Annotated in this window: 14 protein-coding genes; 3 read left to right on the top strand and 11 right to left on the bottom strand. The window is 51.7% G+C overall.

The features are described from left to right. Window positions 1-7 precede the first annotated feature (7 nt). The 10 genes from I8J30_RS19975 to I8J30_RS19930 form a co-directional block, all read right to left on the bottom strand. The gene (locus tag I8J30_RS19975; RefSeq protein WP_210661079.1) at window positions 8-2,080 is read right to left on the bottom strand and encodes a hypothetical protein; all 2,073 of its coding nucleotides are present in this window, start codon (window positions 2,078-2,080) and stop codon (window positions 8-10) included. Window positions 2,081-2,088: 8 nt separating this feature from the next. Further along, on the bottom strand, window positions 2,089-2,934 hold the full coding sequence (locus tag I8J30_RS19970) for a carbohydrate ABC transporter permease (protein WP_240548206.1): 846 nt from the start codon (window positions 2,932-2,934) through the stop codon (window positions 2,089-2,091). A gap of 28 nt (window positions 2,935-2,962) precedes the next feature. Next, a complete protein-coding gene (locus I8J30_RS19965; protein WP_338044903.1) occupies window positions 2,963-3,856 on the bottom strand; it encodes a carbohydrate ABC transporter permease in 894 nt (297 codons plus the stop codon). Between the two features lie 89 nt (window positions 3,857-3,945). Continuing rightward, on the bottom strand, window positions 3,946-5,292 hold the full coding sequence (locus I8J30_RS19960; RefSeq protein WP_210661077.1) for an ABC transporter substrate-binding protein: 1,347 nt from the start codon (window positions 5,290-5,292) through the stop codon (window positions 3,946-3,948). Window positions 5,293-5,394: 102 nt separating this feature from the next. After that, on the bottom strand, window positions 5,395-7,020 hold the full coding sequence (locus tag I8J30_RS19955) for a response regulator transcription factor (RefSeq protein ID WP_210661075.1): 1,626 nt from the start codon (window positions 7,018-7,020) through the stop codon (window positions 5,395-5,397). Window positions 7,021-7,023: 3 nt separating this feature from the next. Beyond that, window positions 7,024-8,811: a sensor histidine kinase gene (locus tag I8J30_RS19950; protein ID WP_210661073.1), complete on the bottom strand. Its 1,788-nt coding sequence runs from the start codon at window positions 8,809-8,811 to the stop codon at window positions 7,024-7,026. 86 nt (window positions 8,812-8,897) lie between these two features. Then, complete coding sequence (locus tag I8J30_RS19945) at window positions 8,898-16,304, bottom strand: 3-keto-alpha-glucoside-1,2-lyase-like domain-containing protein (protein ID WP_210661071.1); 7,407 nt, start codon at window positions 16,302-16,304, stop codon at window positions 8,898-8,900. A 323-nt stretch (window positions 16,305-16,627) separates the two neighbouring features. Further along, window positions 16,628-17,167 carry an NAD(P)H-dependent oxidoreductase gene (locus tag I8J30_RS19940; RefSeq protein WP_210661069.1) on the bottom strand — a complete coding sequence of 180 codons (540 nt, stop codon included), beginning with the start codon at window positions 17,165-17,167 and terminating at the stop codon, window positions 16,628-16,630. A gap of 116 nt (window positions 17,168-17,283) precedes the next feature. Then, on the bottom strand, window positions 17,284-18,042 hold the full coding sequence (locus I8J30_RS19935; protein ID WP_210661067.1) for a class I SAM-dependent methyltransferase: 759 nt from the start codon (window positions 18,040-18,042) through the stop codon (window positions 17,284-17,286). 24 nt (window positions 18,043-18,066) lie between these two features. After that, window positions 18,067-18,525, bottom strand: coding sequence for a MarR family winged helix-turn-helix transcriptional regulator (locus I8J30_RS19930; protein ID WP_210661064.1), 459 nt, complete (start codon window positions 18,523-18,525; stop codon window positions 18,067-18,069). A gap of 204 nt (window positions 18,526-18,729) precedes the next feature. Here I8J30_RS19930 and I8J30_RS19925 point away from each other — a divergent pair, with 204 nt between their 5' ends. Beyond that, window positions 18,730-19,419 (top strand): antibiotic biosynthesis monooxygenase family protein, encoded by a 690-nt coding sequence (locus tag I8J30_RS19925; protein ID WP_210661062.1) that lies wholly within the window; start codon window positions 18,730-18,732, stop codon window positions 19,417-19,419. Between the two features lie 65 nt (window positions 19,420-19,484). Then, complete coding sequence (locus tag I8J30_RS19920; RefSeq protein WP_338044902.1) at window positions 19,485-21,350, top strand: LTA synthase family protein; 1,866 nt, start codon at window positions 19,485-19,487, stop codon at window positions 21,348-21,350. Window positions 21,351-21,402: 52 nt separating this feature from the next. Here I8J30_RS19920 and I8J30_RS19915 read toward each other — a convergent pair whose 3' ends face one another. Next, window positions 21,403-22,971 (bottom strand): catalase, encoded by a 1,569-nt coding sequence (locus tag I8J30_RS19915; protein WP_210661060.1) that lies wholly within the window; start codon window positions 22,969-22,971, stop codon window positions 21,403-21,405. Between the two features lie 203 nt (window positions 22,972-23,174). Between I8J30_RS19915 and I8J30_RS19910 the strand changes: the two genes are divergently transcribed. After that, a complete protein-coding gene (locus tag I8J30_RS19910; RefSeq protein ID WP_210661058.1) occupies window positions 23,175-23,492 on the top strand; it encodes a rhodanese-like domain-containing protein in 318 nt (105 codons plus the stop codon). Window position 23,493: the final 1 nt, after the last annotated feature.

Here is a 23,493-nt window from a genome sequence, read left to right as displayed (position 1 = left end):
CTGAATTTTAATAGTCGCTTGCGATGCGGGAAGAGATGGCGGCAAGTGAACGCTCGAACTCTGCCAGAGACGAGGCAGCTGCCCCACAGCCCCAATCGAAGATGGTAAACTCGCCGAGACCGTCTACGGGCGTGCCGTCATGATGGTTGAAGTTCTCCATATGGAAGCCGTAATCATTCTCGTCGAAGTGCGGATGAACGCGTTCATAAATGGCTTTAACCGCAGGATTAAGCGGGCAGTACATCATATAGAAGGACGATTTCATTGCCCAGAGCGCGCGTGCCCGATAGCTCGCGTTGCCGGTGAGGCGATAATAATCGAGATAAGTCAAAGCGAACAGGCTCTGTCTGGCGTCGTTCCATTCGTCATCGCTGTTCATGACACCGAAGCCGCCGACGGTTGGGACCGGGAAGTAGGCAGGCTGCCAGATTTGCTGATAGAGGGACGCTTCAGCCAACACTTGCTCGCCTGCGTCCAGCCATTCCGCCTTGCTGGTCGCCCGGTAGAGATCCTTGAAAGCTTCTGCTGTCCAATACATACCGAAGTTGCATTGATTGTAGAGGCCGCTTCGTGGATCGAGCAGACCGTATTGCTTGTCTTCCCACTGCTTGGAGCAAGACCAATACGTTTCAAAATCCTCCCAGCGCCCAGTCTGCACGACCTTCTCGGCGACCATGCGAGCCGAGAGCTCGGCTGACGAGACGTAACGGGCATCCGGCTCGATTTCGTTCAGCAGGCACAGCAGCATGACATGCATCGAGGTTTCAGGGCTTTCCAACAAATATGGCGATATTTGAGAAGTGACGGGCTGAACCCAAGCAGGGAATCCTCCGTTCTTGAGCTGAAGGCTTAACAAGCGATTCACGTAGCTGCGAACAAAGGGAAGGATTCGCTCATCGGCGCGTACGTCCCTGTGCCACTTTAGAAGCCAGTAGCAAGTCCAGGAAGAATCGAGCAAATGCACGTAATCTTCGTGTCCGGCGGGGCGTCTCGGACCGGACATATACCAGCGCCCGGATTCCCAGCGGTTATCGTCGCCTGCCTGATAATAGCCAGGGAATAAACCGTCTATTTGCGGTGCGCTTAAGGCAAAATTAAGCGCCAGCTCGGATTTTTTCACCCAATCCAGGCGTCCTTGTCGCTTGCCCCATTGCGCATAGCCGTAAGCAGTACGCAAGCCGCAGAACCAAGCTTGGTTCCAAAGGCTCTTGGGCTCGCGCCATTCTTGCTCTTGGCCGCGTCCCGGCTTTTGCCAGGCACAGACGATAAACACCACGCCGCCGACCTCTTCACCGTTTAGCGAGAATTGCTGCCAGGTGACGTCCTGCCAGCGGTCGAGCGCCCAGCCATATGCGTATTCCGCGTACGGCGTTAATGCTGCAACAACCGGCGCTTCTTCTTCAAGAGGCATGCGATCGGCAGCGAATTGCTCCCAAAGGAACCGCTCAATGCCCCGGTAATCTTTGTCTCGTTGGCCCGATGACTTCGTCAACTCAAGCAAATAGAATCGGTAGGATACGGACTGGGAGAAATCCTGGGAAGACGGGGTCAAACGATGATAGACATGACCCGTCTCCTCGTAGGCGCACAATCCGTACATCACGCTATGATTCGCCTGAACGTAATCCATGATGTGGGGAATCTTACGCTCATGCTCGATGTGCGCCAAGTCGGGAACGAGAGCCGTCATGCGATTTGCGTTCTCGAAGACAATCGCTGGCGAACGGAACATTTTATCCCCAACGACCATATTCTCTTTCGGAGATAAATGCGGCTTCCAGATGCACGAAAGATCGTTTTCTACCGACATGACGAGCTGAACGCCGCTTATTGCAAGACCTGCGTTGACGGGGGTAATTGTGACTTCGGCCTCGAATACTTGTCTTTCTCCTTCACTCAAACCCCGATTATTTCGAATGTTAAGCTGTACTCTCGCATCCGGCAATTCAGCAGAATAGCAGGCTGCTGCATCCGCCGAATCGTTGAGGGATGCAGCGGCCATTGCGTTAAGTTCGTAACTATGCCATTCGTTCTGAGCAAACCATTTGATGATCATACCTTCTTGAAGCCAAGCTGCCATGAGAACACTCATCCTTTCACTCCGGACATGGTAATACCTTGGACATAATATTTTTGCAGTAGGAGGAACACGCCGAGAATCGGCACAGAGCTGATGGTCGTTGCCGCCAGCACTTTCCCCCACGATATATTCCTAAGGGATTGGAACGAGGAGATCGCTACTTGAATGACCTGTTTCTTCTCTTCGTTGATGATGACTAACGGCCATAAGAAGGAATCCCACTGGTTCAGGAACGTCATTAAGCCTAGCGTAATAAGAGCAGGAACCGCGGTAGGCAGAACGATTTTGTAATAAATCCGCGTCCAGGCGGCTCCATCCATTCGGGCGGCGTCAAGAATGTCGCGCGGAATGTCGGCAAAAAATTGAATGAGCATGAATATCCCAAACACCCATACAATCTGGGGCACGATTAACGCTTTGTATGAATTCATCCAATGCATTTCGCTAATCAGCAAATACTGAGGGATCATGATGACTTCGTAAGGAATAACAAGCGAAGACAAGAAGATAACGAGCAAAATTTTCTTGAACGGAAAACGCAGCTTGGCAAACGCGAAAGCCGCCAACGAGTTCACGAGCAAGCCGGCTGCCGTTACGATAACCGCAACGAACAACGTATTCGCCATGTACCTTCCGAAGGGCTTGGAGGCGTCCATAAAGATGTCCCTATAGTTATTAATAGTCCAATGGACCGGGAAGAATAGATGCCATCCGAGCTTGCTGTACCTGAAAATCTCTTCATGGGTTCGGAATGAGCTCATGATCATCCAATAGACGGGGAAAATGACGAGAATGGCGATAATACTCATAGTAATGGTTCGAATGACGACGATGCCGGTCCGGCTCTTGTCCATGTGAAGGCCTCCTTAGGTACGAATCGGACTAATACTCGACATCTGTCCGGAATACTCGCAATTGAATAACAGAGATAACGAGCACGATCGCGAATAAAATGAAGGCTGCTGCCGAAGCGTAACCCATGTTCATTTGCTTGAATGCCGTTTCGTAGATGTAGTGCACGACGGTGCTCGTCGATTGTGCCGGGCCGCCGCTGGTTGTGATGTAGACAGGTACGAAGATTTTGAGCGCGTCCATTGTTGTGATCACGACGACGAAGCCCATCGTACGCTTCAGAAGAGGCAGCGTCACCGTTACGAATTGCTGGAACGGTCCTGCACCATCCATGTGCGCTGCCTCGTAGAGCGAATCCGGAATATTATTTAGTCCGGCGAGGAATACGATCATGAAGAAGCCCATTGCCTTCCAAATGCACAGAATGATGATGCCGATCATGGAGATATCGGGATTGGATAGAAAATCCAGCGTCGGTAGTCCAATCCCCTTGAGAATAATATTGAGCATTCCGTAGTCCTTGTTATAAATCAGCTTGAAGATCGTGGATGCGATGGCGAAGGATACGACCACCGGTAAAAAATAGATTGTACGGAAGATCCCAACCCCACGGAATGACTTCCGAACGAGCAGGGCGAGTCCCAGTGCAATGACCGTCTGGAGTGGAATGACGACGGCCGCGAAGTAGAAAGAATGGCCCAGACTGGCCAAGAAGGTACTGTCGCTTAACAGATCTCTATAATTATCCAGACCAGCTGGGGTTGAATGAGCTGAGATTAAATTATAATTTTGGAAGCTAATCAGAAGCGCCCGCGTCATCGGATAGAAGATGAACAATAAGAGCAGCGCCAGTGCGGGTAGGATGAACAAGAATGCGGCTCTCGTCTCCTGCTTGTCATACAGGCCCGATTTGTATCCTTTCACGGTGGTTTCCTCCTGACTTTCATTGTTCTTGGATAACACAAAGGGAGAGGAGCGTAGTACTCTCTCTCCCTTTGCCGTTACGATCGTAGTTACTTCACTTGCGCGATTCCGCTGTCGATTTTATCAACCGCTTTTTTGAGCGCGTCGTCCACATTCATGCCGCCGAGGCCTACGTCTTCAAACAGAAGGCGAACCGCTTCGCTTACTGCAGGATAGGCCGGAGTTACCGGACGAGGATGCGCGTACTTTGCGGATTGCTGAACAAAGATGTTCATCGGATACTCTTTAAGTTCTTGGAACGCTTCTGCCGTCGACAGGCGAGCCGGCAAGTTCTTCGTATCCTGGTACCATTGCTTGGAACCCTCTACGCCGGTTACCCAGTTCAAGAATGCCCATGCTTCTGCAGGATGCTTCGTTTTGGCCGTAATCGCCATGTTCCAGCTGCCGTTAGGCGTCACTTGCTTGGCGTCTTTCCAGAGAGGAGCCACGTCGTAATCGACGCCGAGCTTGAAGTTCGGGAAGTTCGCTTCAAGAGCGCCGAATGCCCAAGGGCCATCAATGTTGATTGCCACTTTGCCGTTTGCGAACGCATCTTGCGGAAGCTCTTTAGGAGCAACTTTATCGGTGTTGTACAAGGAACCCCAGAACTCGAGCGCCTTCTTGTTCTCCGGGGAATCCAGGAAGCCCTTCGCGGTCGTCATCTCCGGGTTCAGAATTTCACCGCCGGACTGCCAGAGGAACACCATCTCGGAGAACGGAGCGCCTTCATGGCCGGCAAAGCCCCATGGAGTGGGGTTCCAGCCGTAAACACCGTTTGTTGGATCGTTCAATTTCTTAGCCGCATCGAGCATCTGATCCCAAGTCCAAGCCTCGTCCGGATTCTTCGAAGGAAGCGGAATTCCTTTGGCTTCGAACATCTTCTTGTTATAGAACATGGCCAAGCTGGCATCGTTGTTCGGAGCCGCATAGATTTTGCCGTCGTAAGTCAAGCTCTCCAGAACCGGTTTGGCGATATCGTCTTTGTTGCCGTCTTTGTTCATGTAATCGTCTAGAGGGAGCAGCGCGCCTTGGTGAGCATAGGAAGCGAGCGTCGGGCCGTCTAGCGCCATGATGTCCGGCGGGTTGCCGCCTGCGAGCGCCGTACGGATTTTGGTCTCATACTGGTCGTTCGGAATCAATTCCATTTTGACGGTGATGTTCGGGTATTTCTCTTCGAACGTTTTAATCATTTTGTTCAAGGAATCGGCTTCCGGAGCGAAGTCATGGCGCCAGAACGTCAACTCGACCGGCTCTGCTGCAGCGTTGCTCGCGTTGTCGCTGGCGACGTTTGCCGGCTCGCTGGAATTTGCGGTGTTGGTCTTGTCGTTGGAGCCGCAACCCACCAAGCTGACTGTCAGTGCCGAAGTTAATAGCAGGCCTGCAATTTTCTTATTCATATGACCCTACCTTTCAATGGTTGGCTGATGTATTTACAAGTTCATGTTACCATCGCGGCTAGTCGCCTTGAATCCAATCGTATAGGTTTGTAGCATGCAAAATTATCGGTTTTGCTCTTCGGCTCGTTGCGTCCGATATTCGTTTGGGCTCACCCCGTACATCTTTTTGAACACGCTGCTTAAGTAGCTGGCATTAGCGAAGCCGACCAGCTCCGCGATGTCCGCGAGTCGAAGATTCGGATCAGCCAACAGCTCCGAGGCTTTGCGAATGCGGGCTTGTACAAGATACTCGCTAAAAGTTGAACCAAATTGCTTCTTAAACAACTCGGAGAGATAGGTCGTATTGATGTGGAACCGATCCGCCAGCATGGATAAGCTGATCTCGTTCATATAGTGCGCGTCTATATATTGGCGCACCGCTTCGGCTACAGCCGTACCGCCGCTTGCTCTCGAACGCTTGATACCTTCCGTTACAATCATGGCAAGCTCCTTTAAATAAGCGATAGCTGACTGATGGGTGGTAAAGCTCCATTGGGTGATCGGGAAAATCCAATCCTGTGTCTGCCCGATTGCAAGACCGTTTTTGGTAACTGCTTGATCTAGGAGCAGCACGACGCGGAGCATGAAGGAATAAATGTCCTGCAGCGATACCTTCCGCGACTGAAGCATATTCTCGATCGTATGGACGAATCGTTCCAGCTCCGCATTTTCCAGCAGAATAAGCAGTCTCTTCTCCACTTCAAGCAGCAGCTTCTCCGCGGGATAGGTTACTTTATCTGCATATATCGTCTGCGTGATCGCACCTGCCTGGCTTCTGCTCCAAGCCGTAAGCGCCGACAAGAAGGCTTGCCGCACGGTAGAAAGTCCTTCATGCAGCTCGCCTACTGCGATCACCGTCTCCACCTTGAGATGAAGCTTTAATGTTTCGTGCACCAGCTCTTTCAATTGAAGCATCCGTTGTTCGCCTTGCTCTACGGTATCCGAGGAAATCAGGTAGTTCATGATGTTCGGATAGCTCGGATGGGGGAAGGCAAACACCGCTTGCTCGAGCCTGCTGTTCTCCACGATTTCCCGACTGAGCATCTGGAAGGCTAAACGGAACAAACCGCTCTGTCCCTCTCCGGTTTCGAAACGGTTGGCTGTAGACCGGATCTCGACGCACAGGAAACGGATGAGAGCCTCTTCGTTCATGAGCGGTGTAAGCTGCAGCATTGCGATATCGCTCCGAAGCGGTAGCAGATGCTCTTCACCTTCGTCGCTAATCAAAGCCAGCATAAGCTGTTCCCGAACGGCGGGCAGTGATTGGCTTAGTCTCCATTGCGTATCGCTATGCTCGGTTTGTTTATTGCGGTCATCGTCGATTTCGTCACGGACCTTCAAGATAATTTCCTTCATCTCGCTCCGAACAACGGGTTTGAGCATGTAGTCCCTAGCTCCGCACTGTAGTGCCGCCTTGACGAAATGGAAGTCGTCAAAGCCGGACAGCACGATGACCTTCAAGAACGGATACTTCACCGAGCATCGCTTCAGCAGCTCAAGTCCGCTCATGACGGGCATCTTAATGTCCGTAATCATAAGGTCGTAGGCGGTCTCTTCCAGCTTATCCAGCGCTTCCTGGCCGTCTTTCGCTTCGCCGGCAACGAAGAAGCCCATGCCTGCCCAATCTATCTTCAGCTTTAATCCCGTGCGGATTTCTTGTTCGTCGTCGACGATCAATACGTTATACATAACTCAAACCTCATTTCTTGGAAGACCGATCGTAATCAGCGTTCCTTGTTCGGGTGAAGATTGTATGTTCATGCTAAGCCCTGGACCGTAATAAAGCTTGCAGCGAGCCAGGACGTTCCGAAGGCCGATTCTTCGTCCCGACGCTCCTAGCACGTCGGATATTTTACCGTTGGCGATTTGTTCGTATAGCTCTTCGATAAGCTCCGGAGACATCCCGACCCCGTTATCCTCAATTCGAATGACCATCCGGTTTCCTTCTTGGCTGACGGATACCCGGACAATGGCCGTATGCGAATTTTCCAAGCTGAACTTGACGGCATTCTCGACCAATGGCTGAAAAATAAATTTGACGATGGAGAGCTGCTCAAGCATGGGGTCCACTTTAAGATCGATATCCAGGCGGCTGCCGAACCGGATTCGCAAAATAGAAATATAATGCCGAATGTATCTCATTTCTTCTTGAAGCTTGACGAGATCCGTATCCGTCTTGAGGGAGAAGCGCAGCATCTGCCCGAGCGATTCCGTCACGTCCACGACTTCCTCCGACCTGCCTTGCGCGGACAAGCTTCCGATAGCCTCCAGCGTATTGTAAAGAAAATGCGGATTGATTTGCATGAGCAGCGCTTTATATTCCGCATCCTTGCGTCTCATATTGGCTTGGAATTCGGTCTCAATTAGGAATCGCAGCCGCCGGGCCATCGTTTGGAATACTTGGGTTGCATAGCCAACCTCGGTTCTCCCTCGAGGGGCGTTATCCGATGCATGCCGTTCGGCCTCGGATAGTTCCCCGCGCTCCGCAAGCTTCATCGCTTTCACGAGATTGGAGAGCGGCCGGGCAATGCTGCCTGACAAGCCGTAAACAGCCCCGATTGTAAGCAGGAGCAGCACTCCGGCAGCTCCCAGTATGGTCTGCTGCACCCGGTTCATCTTCTCGAAGAGCTCCGACTCCGGAACTTCGCCAATGACCGTCCAGTCCGAACCCTTAAGCTTCCGAAACAGTACGAGGTGCTGCTTGCCTTGGGAATTCACCGTTATTTTACCGCCGGAATGATTGTCTTTCAGAATGTTTGGCCATACGTGCTTGTAACCGGACATTTCCTCGGGTACTTGCTGGTCAAGCACAGGCAGGCCCTCCATGTCGAGCAAATAGACCCGGCCCGTTTCGCCGAACTTGATTTTGTCGATCGGCTTCTGAATTTCCTTGGACAGCACGTTGACCTTCAGCACCCCGATATTCTGAAAGGTGCTTAAGTGAACTAAATTGAATAGCAGGCTATTGGTGCTTTCTTTCTGCAAATAGCTCGGTTGATATTTGTCCAGGTGGGCCGGTGCCCATCGCCGTTCCTCGGATTTAAAAGCGGTGTACCATTCGCTCTTCAGGTACGAGTCGTCGTGGAACGCTTGGTCGTTAATGCCAACGGCCATTCCTTTCTGATCGAACACCGTAATAGAGGAGATGTAAGTATGATTAAGGGAGATCGAAGATAAAAATTTCCGCAGCTCCGCATCGAGAAGAACCTTGCGATCCTCGCGAAGATTCGGATTCATCTGTCCGCTGATCCATTGCTGGGTCACCTCGTTGCTAAGCACCTGATTCGCGACATCTTCCACTTGATTAGTCAGCGTATTGACGAAGGAGGCGTATTGATCCATCGTCTGCGAAGTGGATTCCTCGATGGAATGGCCGATCTCCGAGTTGGACATTCCGGTCAAGATGACGACCATGGTCACGAAAGGAATAATTAACAGCACGATGAAGGTGACGGTAAGACGTCCCCGCAATGAATACATCAACGTAGATCCCCTCCGAAATGCGCACGACTCCCTCCAGATCGAGTCTGAAGGGAGTAGGCGCGTAATCTATAATTCGATTTTGACTATTGGTCTAGCAGTTTGAAAAGATTGTATACAGCTTGCATCGTCTCTGCGCGGACCGCATTGGATTTCGGGGCGAAGGTTCCGTCTCCGTTACCTTGCATTAAGCCTAAGCTTGCGGCCTGTTTCACGAACTCGGATGACCAATCAGACAGCTTCGCCTGATCTTTGAAATTGCCGGTCGAGCTTGCTCCGGATTGAGTGCTGTCATTATCCTTGTGCTTGTAATGGAATGCACGGACAATCATGACGGCGATCTCTTCACGGGTGATCGTTGCGTCGGGATTGAAATGGCTGCCGTCCCCGAGAACAAGGCCGGCTTCGCTTGCCGCCGCTACGCTTTGCGCGTACCATGCGTCTTGATCCACGTCCGTGAATGCGGATTGAGCGGTTGTTTCAATGCCGAGCAGTCGAACGAGCATGGCCGCGAATTCCGCGCGCGTTGTCTTCGCGTTTGGCGAGAATTGTGTCTCTGACGTTCCATTCACGAGATGCTGAGCCGACATCACCTTCAGAGCTTCATACGCCCAGTTCGTGTTTGCGACATCGTCGAACGATCTGTCGTATACCATTAGCGCAATGTTGTTCAAATTACTGCCGCTTACAACGGCTTGGTCGTTATGCCTATCGATCGCGCCAGGCAGGTACTCCCAAACTCCGGACGTTTCGTCCAGTCGATATGCGCCAAGCAGCAGTTCATTATTCGTGCTTTCTTCATAGTGCAGGGTCAGTTGCCCCGAAAGCTGAGCTCCGTCGAGGTCAACCAATTTGCCTTGACTATCGATCGCTGAGAACTGCAAACTCGCGATGCCGCCTGCCAGCTGCATAAGAACGCCGGTAGGAGTCGGTACTTTCGACAGGGCTTGAGCCTGCTCACCTGTCAATGTCCGGATTCCTACAACGAGCTGTGCATTTGGACCGGCTGTGGCTGCCATTAGTTTCTCAGCTGCTTGCAGCGTAGCCGCGTTAAGTGTAATCGTGCTTGTTCCTCCCGCAACAATAAGCGAGCTGTTTCCAAGTTTGCTTGCAGCACCTTCAGGAAGCAGGACTTGCTCTTTACCTTGCGGCAAATTAACGTGAATGCCGTCCTTCGGAGGAGATTGCCACTGCTCCGCTGGAATAACGGCTACCGTGTTAGGCAAGGGAGGCGTAGGTGGAACAGGAATCGAGATATATGGAATATCCAGCGTTCTTGCGCTAACGGACAATCCGTCGTTCCAGTTCCCGGCGGCATCAGCTGCCTTGACCTTGAAATCGTAAACCGTGCTGCTGGTTAAACCAGTTACCGTATAACTATGGACAGAATCCACAACCGTAGCCAGCAGGACATTATTCTGATAGACCCGGTATTGCGTAACTCCTACCTCGTCGCTAGCCGGGCTCCAAGCTAATTGAAGGCCGGTTTGAGAAATGTTGGTTGCTTCGAAAGTTGCTCCTTCGCTCCATGCCGGTGCGAGAATATCGGAATTACCCGGTTCTTCATCTTCATTCAGCGTTGTAGCAGTTGTCGATGGGCCGTCAGTACTCCGGTTGCCTGCAGCGTCCGCCGCTTCTACCTTGAAGTGATATTCTGTGCCGCTCGACAACCCATCTACCGTATATTCGTTTATCGAACCGGCTACCGTCGCGATTGACGTTCCGTCTTGATAGATTTGATATTGCGTGACTCCGATATCATCGCCTGCAGTGCTCCAAGTTAATTGCAGCCCGGTCTTTGTGATGTTAGCTGCGCTCAAGGAAGATTCCGGCGTCCATACCGGTGCCAAGACATCCGGGTCGCCAGGCTCGGTTTCGCTTAGAGTGCTTGCTGTCACCGATGGTCCATCCGTGCTCCAGTTTTCCGCCGCATCGACGGCTTCGACCTTGAAGCTGTATTCAGTTTCAGGTGTTAAGCCTTCCACCGAATAACTTTGGACGTTCCCTGCAACGGTTGCTATAGGTAGGCCATTCTGATAGACGCGGTACTGTGCAACGCCTGTCGGATCGACTGCGCTGTTCCAATTCAACGTCATACCAGTGCTTGTCGCGTTCGAAGCGGTTAGGTTTGCACCTGACCAAGCCGGAGCGTCGACATCCCAGACATGGACTTGAAGATTATCGTACTCGGCAGTTCCCTGGAAAGCGAACAATCCGAATTTACCGGAAGCATACGTCGAATCGTTCTTGTCAATGGCAAGTACGCCGTCTAGATAGACTTTGATGTTGGAACCCTTGACGACGACCTTCAAGTGATAGCTCTGATTCAACGCTTTGGTAAAGGAGGTGTACCGAATAATCTCCGCATAAGGTCTCTTCGCCAGCTTAAGTCCGTCATATACGCTCAGGATGACATCATAGCCCTGCGTTCCATTGGCGTTCGTTCTAAAGCTAATGCCCGTGGAGTTTCCGCTAATCAACTTCACGTCCGCACTATAGACGAAATCCTGTCCTTGCTTGTCGAAAATATTCCAAGCGTCGAACCAGCTGTTGGCCGTCAAATAGTCGACTCTCATACGATCGCCTGCATTGCTCCATACTCCGCCATTCGGAGCCCAGCCGGACGTGTCCCCATCATCGAAGTTTTCCGTGAATGTCTCTGTTCCCGCTACGGTAATCGTTACGGAATTCGAGACTTTCGTGACCCCGTTAAGCTTCACGGTCACCGTAAGGTTTGCCGTTCCGAAGCTCTTCGCGGTTACAGTACCGCTCTCATCTACAGTCGCTACCGCTGCATTATCGCTTGCATAGGTAATTGTTGCGTCTGAAAGATCCGCAGCGGTCCCGTTCGTCATTGTTCCGCTTACCGCAGTTGTCGTTATTGCGGCGATATTCATCTGCGGAGTGGAGACGGATGCCGAAACGCTGTCTAATAAAGCGACAGAATCGTCAATGGTGACGACAAGATCTGCGCTAGCGGAGCGTACGGTTGTACCGTTAAGCGTAATATCTGCGTAGATCGCTGCGGTGCCTGCACCAATAGCCGTTACTTCACCGTTAGCATCCACGGTCGCGACCGTTTCATCGCTGCTTGCGTAGGCATAGGTTGCCGCAGACAAGTCAGCTTCTTCTTCATTGTTCAGCTTACCTGTTGTTAGAAGCTGCGTCGATTGGCCGACAAGCAGGGAGGCATCCGTAAGCGTTGCCGTTGCTTGCTCCAGCTTAAACGTCGTTTCCGCCTTCAGGTTATCGAACGAAGCTTCGCTCTGGAACGAGAACATGCCGAATTTGCCGAATGTATAGCCGTATACGGTTTCGTTATAATCCATTTTCAAAGCGCCGTTCAAGTACACTTTAATGTTGTCATCCTTAGCTACAATCTTGACATGATACGTCTGATTGTCCGCGAAAGGAGTTTGTACGGTCTTGAAGGCGCGGTATGGCCGGCCCGCAAGCTTCAAGCCTTCGTTCTTGTCGAGGATCAGATCGTAGCCCGTCGATCCCGTATCGTTCGTTCGGAAGCTGAGACCGGCCGCTTGACCGTTCTTGAACGTAACGTCTCCGCTGTATACGAAGTCCTTGCCTTGGGCATTCATAATATTCCAGGAATCCCAGCCCGTCGGCTGCGGATTGCTCACCTTCGCCTGGCCGTCCTGCACGCTCCAGACACCGGGACCGCTCTTCGCCCAACCGACAAGATCTCCATCGTCGAAGTTATCCGAGAATCCCGTAAATTGGCTTGGATCGATAACGGTAATGCTGATGGAGTTCGGAGAAGTTACGGTTACTCCGTTAACTGTGACTTCCATCGTTATCGTTGCCGTTCCCGCTCCGTTAGCCTTCAGCATGCTGCGGCTTTCCGGATCGGCATTGGCCGGATCATGGGTTACGGTGGCTACGCCGGGATTCGAGCTGATGTAATGAATTTGCGTGCTTGCCGGCATATAGCCGAGGAACCACCATATGCCGTCCTTCAGCTTCGCCCACGGCCATACTTGTACCGTTTCGTTCACCATGAGGTTCATGCTTTCTTTATCGTCTTTGTAATAGATTTCGGCATAGCTCAGATCTTCGGCTTTCATGGCCAGCGAGTTGGATTGCTTGGTAACGCCGTTAATCGTTACCGAAGCGGACACGTTGGCTGTACCAACTTTTATTGCCTTCAATAGCTCATGATCCTCCGTAAACACCGTCGGATCACTGATGATGTATTGGCGCAGCGCCGGAACATGCGTCACATCCAGCGTTTCGCCGTTGTCGAACGTCGCAATGACCGGTATTTCTTTCTCCTGCGTCATTAGCATCGTATTCGTCTTGTAGCTGGAGATCTTGACGCTAACCAATGAAGGAATCGCCACAGAGCTGGCGCTGTCGTTAGCCAACACATTATCGAAGCTAACTCGGCCTTGCGCATACAAGCCTGCATGTCCTTCTTCGTAAGTGGAATCGACAATATGGAATACTTTCGTGCCGTCCAGATAACCCATGAGAATCGGACCAGCCGCAATGACCTTTAAAGTATAGGTTCTGTTCATGTTCACGTTCATCGGCTGGGAGTAAAGCACTTGACCTTGGCGTGTAGCCAGTTTCAGTTCGCCTTCGGCGCCTGCTTTGGAATCCAGTACGAAGTCGTAGCCATTCTCGCCGGATTCGTTCGTCCTGAAGCTCAGCCCCGCTGCGCCTTCCTCATTAAGCTTGATGTCCGTGCTATAGATCAGATCTTCTTGCGTGGCATCGTTAAGCAAGAGATCGCCATCCGTGCTTTGGGCTTCCAGCTTGCCGTTGTCTGCCGTCCATGAATCGCTGTTTAGCGAGCTCCAGTCGGACAGATTAGCGGAATCGAAGTTATTCGCGAAGCTCAGATGCGGGATGTCCACTTGAACCGCGTAAGTGGAGCTGGTCGTACCCATGCTGCCTTTCACCCAAACCCACTTGGAATCCCCGGAAATTTCCTCACTGTAATCGCTCGGATCAATCGCGCTTCCATTCACGGTAACCGCTGTGACAGCAGCGTCCTTGGCGAACGGACCGAAGCGGAACTGAGATCCTTCTATCGCATTCGCGGCAGATACTCGAAGAGTAGCCTGTTCCGGTTGAATGGAATAATCGTAGGAAACGTCGGTCTGGCCAATGTTCCCGGCGCTGTCGCGATAATGCGCCAGCCAGTCGTTGACTTTAACGCCGTCCCAGCTGCTTGGAATGCGCGGCACGATGTTCAAGTTAGAGGTGCCTTCCAGCGCGTCGTCGAGTCCTGCCATAACGCGGACGTTCTTCAATGCGACGATATACTCAACCAAGTTCATGTCTTCGTTGGCGCCGCCGTTGCCGATTTCGTTCTGCTCGGCAATCCCGTGATCCGACTTGTTCACTTCGCGAACGAGCAGCCAAGGAGAAGTCTCCTGAACGCCTTCGTTGTCGTGAGCGAAGTTCAAATCCGTGCTGTTCCATATTACGTGCTGCAAATTTTTCTTTGCCATATCCATTCGATCGCCCATCAGCATGGATAGGAGAGGCCAGCCTCCGCGTTCAGACAGCACCCCGTAATCGGTACCGAAGCCGCGATTATGACCGTATAGCTTCCAATCCGCCCAGAAATTTTCTGAGTGGTAATCTAAAGTATTGTTTGTAATTTGACGCCAATCTTCGACCGCGCTGTTGCGCGTATCCGTTGGCGACTTGTAACCATAGTACAATTCCTCTTGGCTGCCAACTCCGAACCAGCCCGCATTGATCCATGGAGCATCACTGCCATCAGTTTTGGTACCATCTAGCGAATAGCGCCAAGTGTCTTTCTTTATTGTATGGCCAAGCCATGTAAGATCCGTATGCGCAACCAGATTATCGCTCATTCCCTGAGCGAGCAGATCAGCGGAAGCTAACCAGTCTGCCGCTTCGCTGGCATGACCTGTTTTGCTAGCCACCTCAGCACCGGCTAACAAAGTGAAGTAAGCAATGGAGTTGTTGTAGATACCGTAGCCTTTATTGGTCGTTTCGAGGCCGGTACCTTTGATTAAATGATAGCTATTATTGCTGATTTGATCCTTGTAATAATCCAGTCCGTCCTTCATGACCGGCCAAGCCTTGTCCACGTAATCCCCGACATAGTTATCGCCTTTGATTAAATAAGCAATGGTCGAGAATACGAGTCCGGCAGCGCCGTTATCCCCGGTGTAATGATTCGAGGCACTGCGGAATAATGAAGCCTGCTTCGCTTCATCGACATATCCCCATCTCGCCATCTCCAGCATCGCGGGAGCCGAGTCGGCTACCCAGTACAAGAGAGGGAAGATTCCGTTAGGCAGCGAGGAATCGATGAAGCCGGTGCTTTTCTCCGTCATCATGTCCATATGAAAGTACATGGTGTTGTTGACGAGGCGAGTCCAATCCTCCGCCATTTCGTTACCCTTAAATACGACTTTCAGCGAGTCATCGGAGGTTGCTCCTTCCGTCACTTCCACGAGGCTCACAAAATCAATGGAGGACCCGGTTGCCGTAGCGATTCTTAAGGAATTCGCGCCATCCGTGATATACGCGGTAACATCCAGATCCGAAATTCTTTCTTTACTCGCTTCTCTCGTGGCTTCGATCGAACCGTTTGCACCGAAGTCGAAGGTATGGTTGCCTGTCCCGCCGATGAGTCCGGCCAGTAAGTAATATTTCTTTCCGGGAGCCGGCGCCGGTTGATTCCAGTTCAGAACGACCGTTCCCGATGGACTTAGCGAAGTAATAGCCGTCCCGGAAGCCGGTTGGGAGAGACTGGTCGAACTCCCTTTGAATTCGCTGCTTGTTCCCTCGTAGTACCCTGCTTGCCACAACACTTCGGAGGTGTCCCATACGATGTGGCTGATGCGATCCCGCCATACGGAGGAGGGGCCGAGCTCCAGCCAGTGAAGATTGACTCCATCTCCGTCCGTTGGATCGGCGTCTTCGAATTTCAATTCCACGTAACCATCGGCCCAGAGGGACGGATCCGATAGCGTGAATTCCCAAGGCGTTTGCACGCCGAGTCCGCTGTTGCCCGTGTCAAGCAGCGTCTGGCCTTCGGCCGTCAGCTTAATTTCGCCGATCCCTTCCATCGCCAGATAGAGAGGAGCCGACTGCGCCGGATCTACGGGGATCTTATAGGAAAAATAAGCGCTTCCATTTGCGACCCGCTTTGTCGCCTTCTTATGCCAGCCGTAACGGGCGAAGTCGGCTACTCCATTGCCTTGGCTTTCGATCTTAGCTTCCGATCCGCTATTTTGATCTAAGTATAGTTCCTTTACGACGGAGCCGACCATTCGACTGCCCGACGTATCGGAATTACCCGCATCCGCTCCCGCGTAGATCCGGATTTGTCCCGGCTGCGGCGAATCCGAGAAAGATCCGGGCGTTACTTCGGTTGTAGGTACGCTGGCATGGGCAATACCCGCGCTTGTACCCGGAAATGCCGATCCGGATACGATTAATACCGCAAAACAGCCAAGCAATGTTTTCTTTATTCTACTGTTCATGCACCTTCACCCCACTGAAGTCTATTTAATGATGGCTTTACCTTATCACGAACATGAAAGCGCTTTGAATTTCATATGATCGGAATCTGGAGTACAAATTTATCGGTTTCCTCATTGGAGAGAGAAGAAGACGAACCCGTACAAAGTTTCGACCATTATTTCATATCCTTCAAAATCTCGGCAATCGAGCAAATATTGGAAAATAAATCTCTTATCGGCTGAATGCCGATGGGCATGTTTAATTACACAAAAAAAGGTCAACCCGTTAATTGGTTGGCCTTTTTTGTGATTGGTTATAATGTCGGTAGCCAGGTTTGTTTATCCTAGCGAGTTACATAAGAGCCAACAGGTGCCGTCAAATAGGCGGCCAGCTTGTCCGCGCTTTGCGCGAGCTCTTCATCGGTCAAACGAGGCGCGTGGAACACCATAAACGGCGGAACATACTTCATCTCGGTCAGCAGAACCGTAGCTTGCAGGGGAAGCAGAAGCTGCTCCATCGTGTAGAGGCTTTCGCCGTCCGGGCGATAGGAAACTTCAGCCCGGCCGACGGAAATGGCCAGCACATATTCTTTGCCCTTTAGCTGATTGCCTGTCCCATAGCCGAAGCCGTAGGTGTATACTTCATCCTGCCATTTCTTAAGCAGCGACGGGGTGCTGTACCAGTGAAACGGAAATTGGAACACGATACGGTCATGCTGCAGCAGAAGCTGTTGTTCCTTCTCGACATCGATCATTTCATTCGGATACGTTTGGTATAAGTCATGTACGGTAATATCGGGCTCTCGCTCGAGACGTTCTTTCCACGCCCGGTTAACCCGGGATTCTTGCATCTTAGGATGTGCGACAATCACAAGTGTTCTCATGGTGACGTAACTCCTCTGTAAGAAAATGATATAGGGATTATAGCATACTTCCTATCCAAAATAACAAAGAGCCGCAGCAGCGGCTCCCGAATGTCTACCCTATGACAAGCCGGCGTTTATACCAATCCGACATAAATATCCGTTCTATATTGGAAGCTAACGATGCCATTCTGTTGATGCTTGTCAAACAACGCTCCCAGCGCCTCCATATAAGGCTTGTAGCTTGGCGAGCCGGGAAGCGGGACATAAGAGGAGGAGAGAGTCCGGCCAATTAGCCCTTCCAGATCAAACAATTGCTCGTTCGCAAATTCCGCTTTCTTATAGCTTCCGTCCCGGAAGAAGGAGGCAAAGTCCTCATGATGAAGACGTCTATGGTTCACATCTTTGTAATCCGGTGCGTAGCGTAAGAGAAGTTGATCGTAATCCGCACCAAAAGGATCGTCGACCAGACGCGTGTTCCAGATCAGCGCTACGCTGCCGTCAGCGCGCAGTATGCGCCGAAATTCAAGCCTGGTCGATTCCGGCTCGAACCAATGGAACGCCTGCGCGGATACAATGCAATCCACCGAACCGGCCCCGAGTTTGGTTGCTTCCGCCGAACCGTCGACGGACCGGTAGCGATCATGGCCGCCAAGCTGGTCCTCTGCCGCAAGCCGCATTTCGGTATTGGGCTCCACGGCCACCACGGTACTGCCCCGCTCAAGCAGCAGCCTGGAGAAAATCCCCGTACCTGAGCCGATATCAGCGATTATACAAGTGGCCGGCGCCAGAGCCGCCTCCTCATAGATGAAATCCAAAGCAGCAGCCGGATAACTGGGTCGATACTTCACGTATTGCTCCACGCGATCTGAGAACCGTTTCGTATTATCCTTCATAGACGAATCCCTCTCCTTCTCCTCTTACATGCATTTGCTAATGTTCAAGTGATCCTCCACCGTCCGATTAAACCGTTCGAGCAGTTCACCGAACTGAGTGGATTCTTCCTCTGTCCAATCTTTCAGCACATCAGTAAAGAAGGTCTGGCGCAGCTGCCTCACTTTAAGCAGCATTTCACTGCCGGCGGACGTGACTTGGAGCAGGCTGACCCGGGCATCCTTCGGATCCACGGTTCGCTCCACATACCCCTTCGCTTCAAGCGAAGCGGTCTGCCGGCTGGCTGTCGAAATATCCAATTGAAACGTGTCGGCAAGCGCCTTAATACCAAGCGGTCCATGGTCGAACAGCCGTCTTAGCAATAAATAAGTAGAGCGGTCGAGCCCGGTATTGGTAAAATAAGCGATACGGGCAGCTTCGGCCCGGCGCACAAAAATAGCCATTTGGTGCTCGATGCGTTGCAGATTGTCTGGATCTATGTTCATGTTGGAATCACCGTTTCTGTGGTTTGTGAATCGTGTTTATCTCAGCATATCGCTTCAATTTGCACCGTGCAAGTGGAAGAGATAGACCGATTGACAGCTATTAAATACCTTGTATAATTACGAATAGACATAGTTGCATGATACAACTATACACCAGTACGTAATAAATTTCACATGCAATTACGTGAAAGGAACGCTGTAATCATGGAAAATGAAACTCAGTCGGAGTTTGTTGCGTTAAACCATATAGGACATTCGCCATCGGCCGTTGGCGCACTGGTTCGACTTAAGGTATTTCAAGTTGCTGGCCGGCACAAGCAGCTGAAACAAGTGAACCATGCCATATCGGCGATGGATCGGGTATGGCAAGACGGAGCTGTTCAGAGCGGCGCTGTTCTGCGAGGTACTCGGGGGAAACATGTCGTTTCACTTGCGCTTGTCGATGCACAGGCGGAGGAAGCTTCGGGTCCGAATCGGTATACGGTAGAGTACAGCGATCATATCGCAGCGCAGCCATCCTCTAAGTCAAAGCAAGGTCAAGAAACCGCACGTTTGTATTTCTTAAATATCGTACAGCTTGCGCCGGGCAAACGAGAAGTCATGATTCGGAATTTCGAGCGCACGATGCCTTATGTACGCAAGCAGCCTGGTTATATCTCGACGAATTTATTGGTCAGCCGCGATAATCGACTGGCCATTCATGTCGGCCAATTCGAGAGCAGGCGTCATTTTCAAGCGATTTTTCGCAAGCAAGAGGTGCTTCGCGCCTTTGGCCGAGGGCTTGCGCCGGGCATGATGGCGACGATTTGCGGCGTGCTTCCCAAACCGCCCAGTTTGCATTTGTTTGAACTCGCTCATGTGGTCGGATCAACGGAACACAATTTGCTCAACTAACAGGGATATAACTACAAGGAACGTCCGGTGCAAGAGCAAGGGTGCCGGGGAAGGAGTTGTTAAAGGTGTCTCTTTTGATGAGACTGCTTAATCGCAGATTTTTTTACTTTACTATTATCCTCTTGGTGAAGGGCATTCTGGCCTGGTCGGTTGTATTCGACGAAGGGCCGTCCTGGATGACGCTCGTAACGGAAATTCCGTTCTTCTGGGTGGTGTTCTGTCTAATCGAATGGTTAGCGGGCAAACGGAAGATGCTTTACTATATGATCGTCAATTTATTGCTAACACTGCTCTATTTTACTGTACTCATGTATTACAAATATTATGGCATTATCGTTACCTATCACGCGCTTGCCCAGGCCGATAAAGTAACGAAGGTCGGAGAAAGCACGTACTCGCTGCTTGATCCGTACTACTTGTTTATTTTCCTCGATATCGCCGTGCTGGCCTTTATCCTATGGAGACCGAAGCATAAGCATATTCAGCAGCGCGTCAGCATGAGACCCGTGAAGAAAACAGGCATTACCATTATGTTTATCGTATCTTCGCTGCTTTGCTTGCTGAACATTTGGCCGAACCGCGCCAGCATGAATGAGAACAAGCAGGCCGAAGAGATGGGGCTGCTCAATTACGAGATCTACACCATCTTCGCCGATAGCCGCAAAGACGACGAAACCGTGCCGATGGCGGACATTACGCAGAGCGCGATCGATGAGCTGAAAGGCACGGTGCAGCCGCAGCCACAGCCGCAATATTTTGGCGCGAATAAAGGAAAGAACCTGATCATCGTGCAGATGGAGTCCTTCCAGGATTTCTTGATTGGCCTCAAGGTTAACGGTCAAGAAGTAACGCCGAACATCAACAAGCTGGCGCAAGAGAACATGCACTTTAATCATTTCTACACGATGGTCGGTCAAGGAACCACTTCGGATGCCGAGTATGTGGTGAATACGTCGCTTTACGTGCCTCAGCATGAGGCGGCAACCGATCACAACGTGGATAAGGCGCTGCCTAGCTTGCCGAAGCTTCTGCATGCGAATGGCTACACGACCGCGACGTTCCATACGAACGATGTCTCGTTCTGGAACCGGACGGAGCTGTACAAGGCGATCGGCTGGGATCGTTATTACGACAAATCCTTCTACGGCGACGAGGATCATATTGCCTTCGGTTCGTCGGATGAAGTGCTTTATAAGAAGACGATTGATGAGCTTGTGAAGCTGGATGAAGGCGAACAGCCTTTCTACGCGCAGATCATTTCGATGAGCGCCCACCATCCGTACAACCTGCCGGAAGCCAAGTACAAAATGGATCTGCCGGAAGAATTCGACGACACCATCGTCGGTAACTATATTCATGCCCAGAACTATGCCGATTACGCGCTCGGACAATTCATCGACGATTTGAAACAGCGCGGCATATGGGATGACAGTGTCATTCTGTTCTACGGCGACCATCAAGGATTGTCCTTGTACTCGCTTGACCGCGACGAGAAGAGTTTGGTGGCCGGCATGATTGGCCATGAATACGGGTATACCGACATGTTCCGTATCCCGCTCATTCTTCACGCACCCGGCGTGACGACGCCTTCCGTTCGTGAACAAACCGGCGGTCAGATCGATATTCTGCCAACGGCTGCGAATTTACTTGGGGTATCGTTAAGCAATCAGATTTATTTTGGCCAAGATTTGTTGAATCAGAGCTCCAACATGCTGCCGATGCGTCATTTCTTGCCGTCGGGCTCCGTAATTACGGAAGACGATATGTTCCTGCCGGGGATTGATTATACGGATGGCACGAACTATTCGATTCGCGATAACAGTGAGACCGAGCATGGTGAAGGCGCTACGGAGGATCAATACAATCGGACGTTGAAACTGCTGAGTTTGTCTGACAGCTATGTCAGCCAACTGCCGGACAAAGATGAATAATGCACTTATCTATAATAAAGCCGCAAGCAGGATGCTTGCGGCTTTTTATCGTTTAATAAGGATCTGCTTCGTGTCCCGTTTGCTTGGCCTGATCGACGGCCTTCTCCGGCCGCGACTGCCCGCTTGCGATGTTGCGGCCGTCGGATTGCTTCAGCCCTTCTGCAACGCGCTGCCCGTAGACGGGATCCGCCTCCGTGAAATATCCGACCATGCGCGATCGGATATCCTCCTTGCACACCGACAGCGCGCCGACCAGATTGTCGATCAGCTCATCCTGCTCCCAGCTCTCGAAGGCGCGGAACGTATCGCCGGCTTGTTTGAAGTCGTTGGTCCGCTCGAGCTTCTGCCGGGTCAGCTTCGCATCGTAGCGCGGTTCATGGTCTTTGCCGCTGCGCGCGGCCTCCTGCAATCCGCCCATGGAGGATGGCTCGTAGTTCACATGCGGATTTTGCCCGGCGGAACGATCGGGACGATACTGCATTTGGCCGCCGCTCTGATTGGTCGCCACATGCGTCTGAGGTGCATTGACAGGCAGCTGGAGGTAGTTGGTTCCCACCCGGTGACGCTGCGTATCGGAGTAGGAGAACGTGCGGCCCTGCAGCAGCTTGTCGTCGGAGAAGTCCAGGCCGTCCACAAGCACGCCGGTACCGAAGGCTGCTTGCTCCACTTCGGTGAAATAGTCGTCGGGATTGCGGTTCAGCGTCATTTTGCCAACGGGTAGAAAAGGGAACTGCTCCGGCGGCCACAGCTTGGTCGGATCAAGCGGGTCAAAATCCAGCTCCGGATGCTCGTCATCCGTCATCAGCTGCACGCACAGCTCCCATTCGGGATAATCGCCGGCTTCAATGGCTTGATACAAATCAAGCGTGGCATGGTTGAAATTCATCCCTTGAATCTCGTTGGCTTCTCGCTGCAGCAGGTTCTTAATGCCTTGCCCCAGCGGCTCCCAATGATATTTCACGAGCATCGCTTCGCCGTCTTGATTGACCCATTTGTATGTATTAACACCCGAGCCCTGCATTTGCCTATAGTTGGCGGGAATGCCCCAGGGGGAGAATAGGAACGTGATCATATGTGTCGCTTCCGGTGACAACGATACAAAGTCGAAGAAACGCTGCATATCCTGCACATTCGTGAGCGGATCCGGCTTAAACGCATGCACCATATCCGGGAATTTCAGCGGATCGCGGATGAAGAAAATTTTCAGGTTGTTGCCGACCATGTCCCAATTGCCGTCTTCGGTATAGAACTTAACCGCGAAGCCGCGAGGGTCGCGAAGCGTCTCCGGTGAATGGTTGCCATGAATGACAGTGGAGAATCTAACGAATACCGGCGTCTGCTTGCCGGCCTCCTGCAGCAGCTTGGCGCGCGTATACTTAGAGACCGGCTCATTCCCGGCTTTGCCGTAGGCTTCGAAGATGCCATGGGCGCCGGCGCCGCGGGCATGAACGACACGCTCTGGGATGCGCTCCCGGTCAAAGTGGGTGATTTTCTCGATAAAATGATAGTTCTCCAAAGTGCTCGGTCCACGGCTGCCAACCGTCCGTATATTTTGATTGTCCGTCACAGGATGGCCCTGCCGGGTCGTGAGCGTTTGATCTGTATCCTTCTCCAATGCCAAGCTCCTTTAGCAGGTAAATGTGAACTTCAATGGTATTGTTGCCCAGCATGTAGTTCCTGATTCAGATTGCGGTGCAAGCAGACTCGCTAATTTTGGAAGCGGAATAGGAGGGCAATGTGCGTTGACAGTGAGAGGAGAGTCGTCTACAATACATACCCATAGGGGTATATGCAAGAGGTCTTAAAAGGGAGGATAACGATACAATGGGATTTCAAGCGGCCAAAGAAATGACACCGCAAGAGGTGGAGGAACGCCTCGGATCAGGAGAGGGTTTATATATGCTGGATGTCCGTGAACCTGCGGAGTGGGCAGCCGGTCATCTGGCAGGCGCCGTCCACATTCCGCTCGGACAGCTGATCGAGCGAGTGAATGAACTGGATGCCAAGCGTGAGATCATCGTGATGTGCAGAGGCGGCGGAAGAAGCGGATTAGCTTGCGAGCTGCTTGGCGAAAGAGGGTTCTCCGTTGTGAATATGGCAGGCGGTTTATTGAACTGGACGGGCGAGCTGACAGGAGAATAGC

Origin of the sequence: Paenibacillus lignilyticus (assembly GCF_017942085.1) — a bacterium.
GTDB lineage: Bacteria > Bacillota > Bacilli > Paenibacillales > Paenibacillaceae > Paenibacillus_Z > Paenibacillus_Z lignilyticus.
This window is presented reverse-complemented; position numbering and strand designations above follow the sequence as displayed.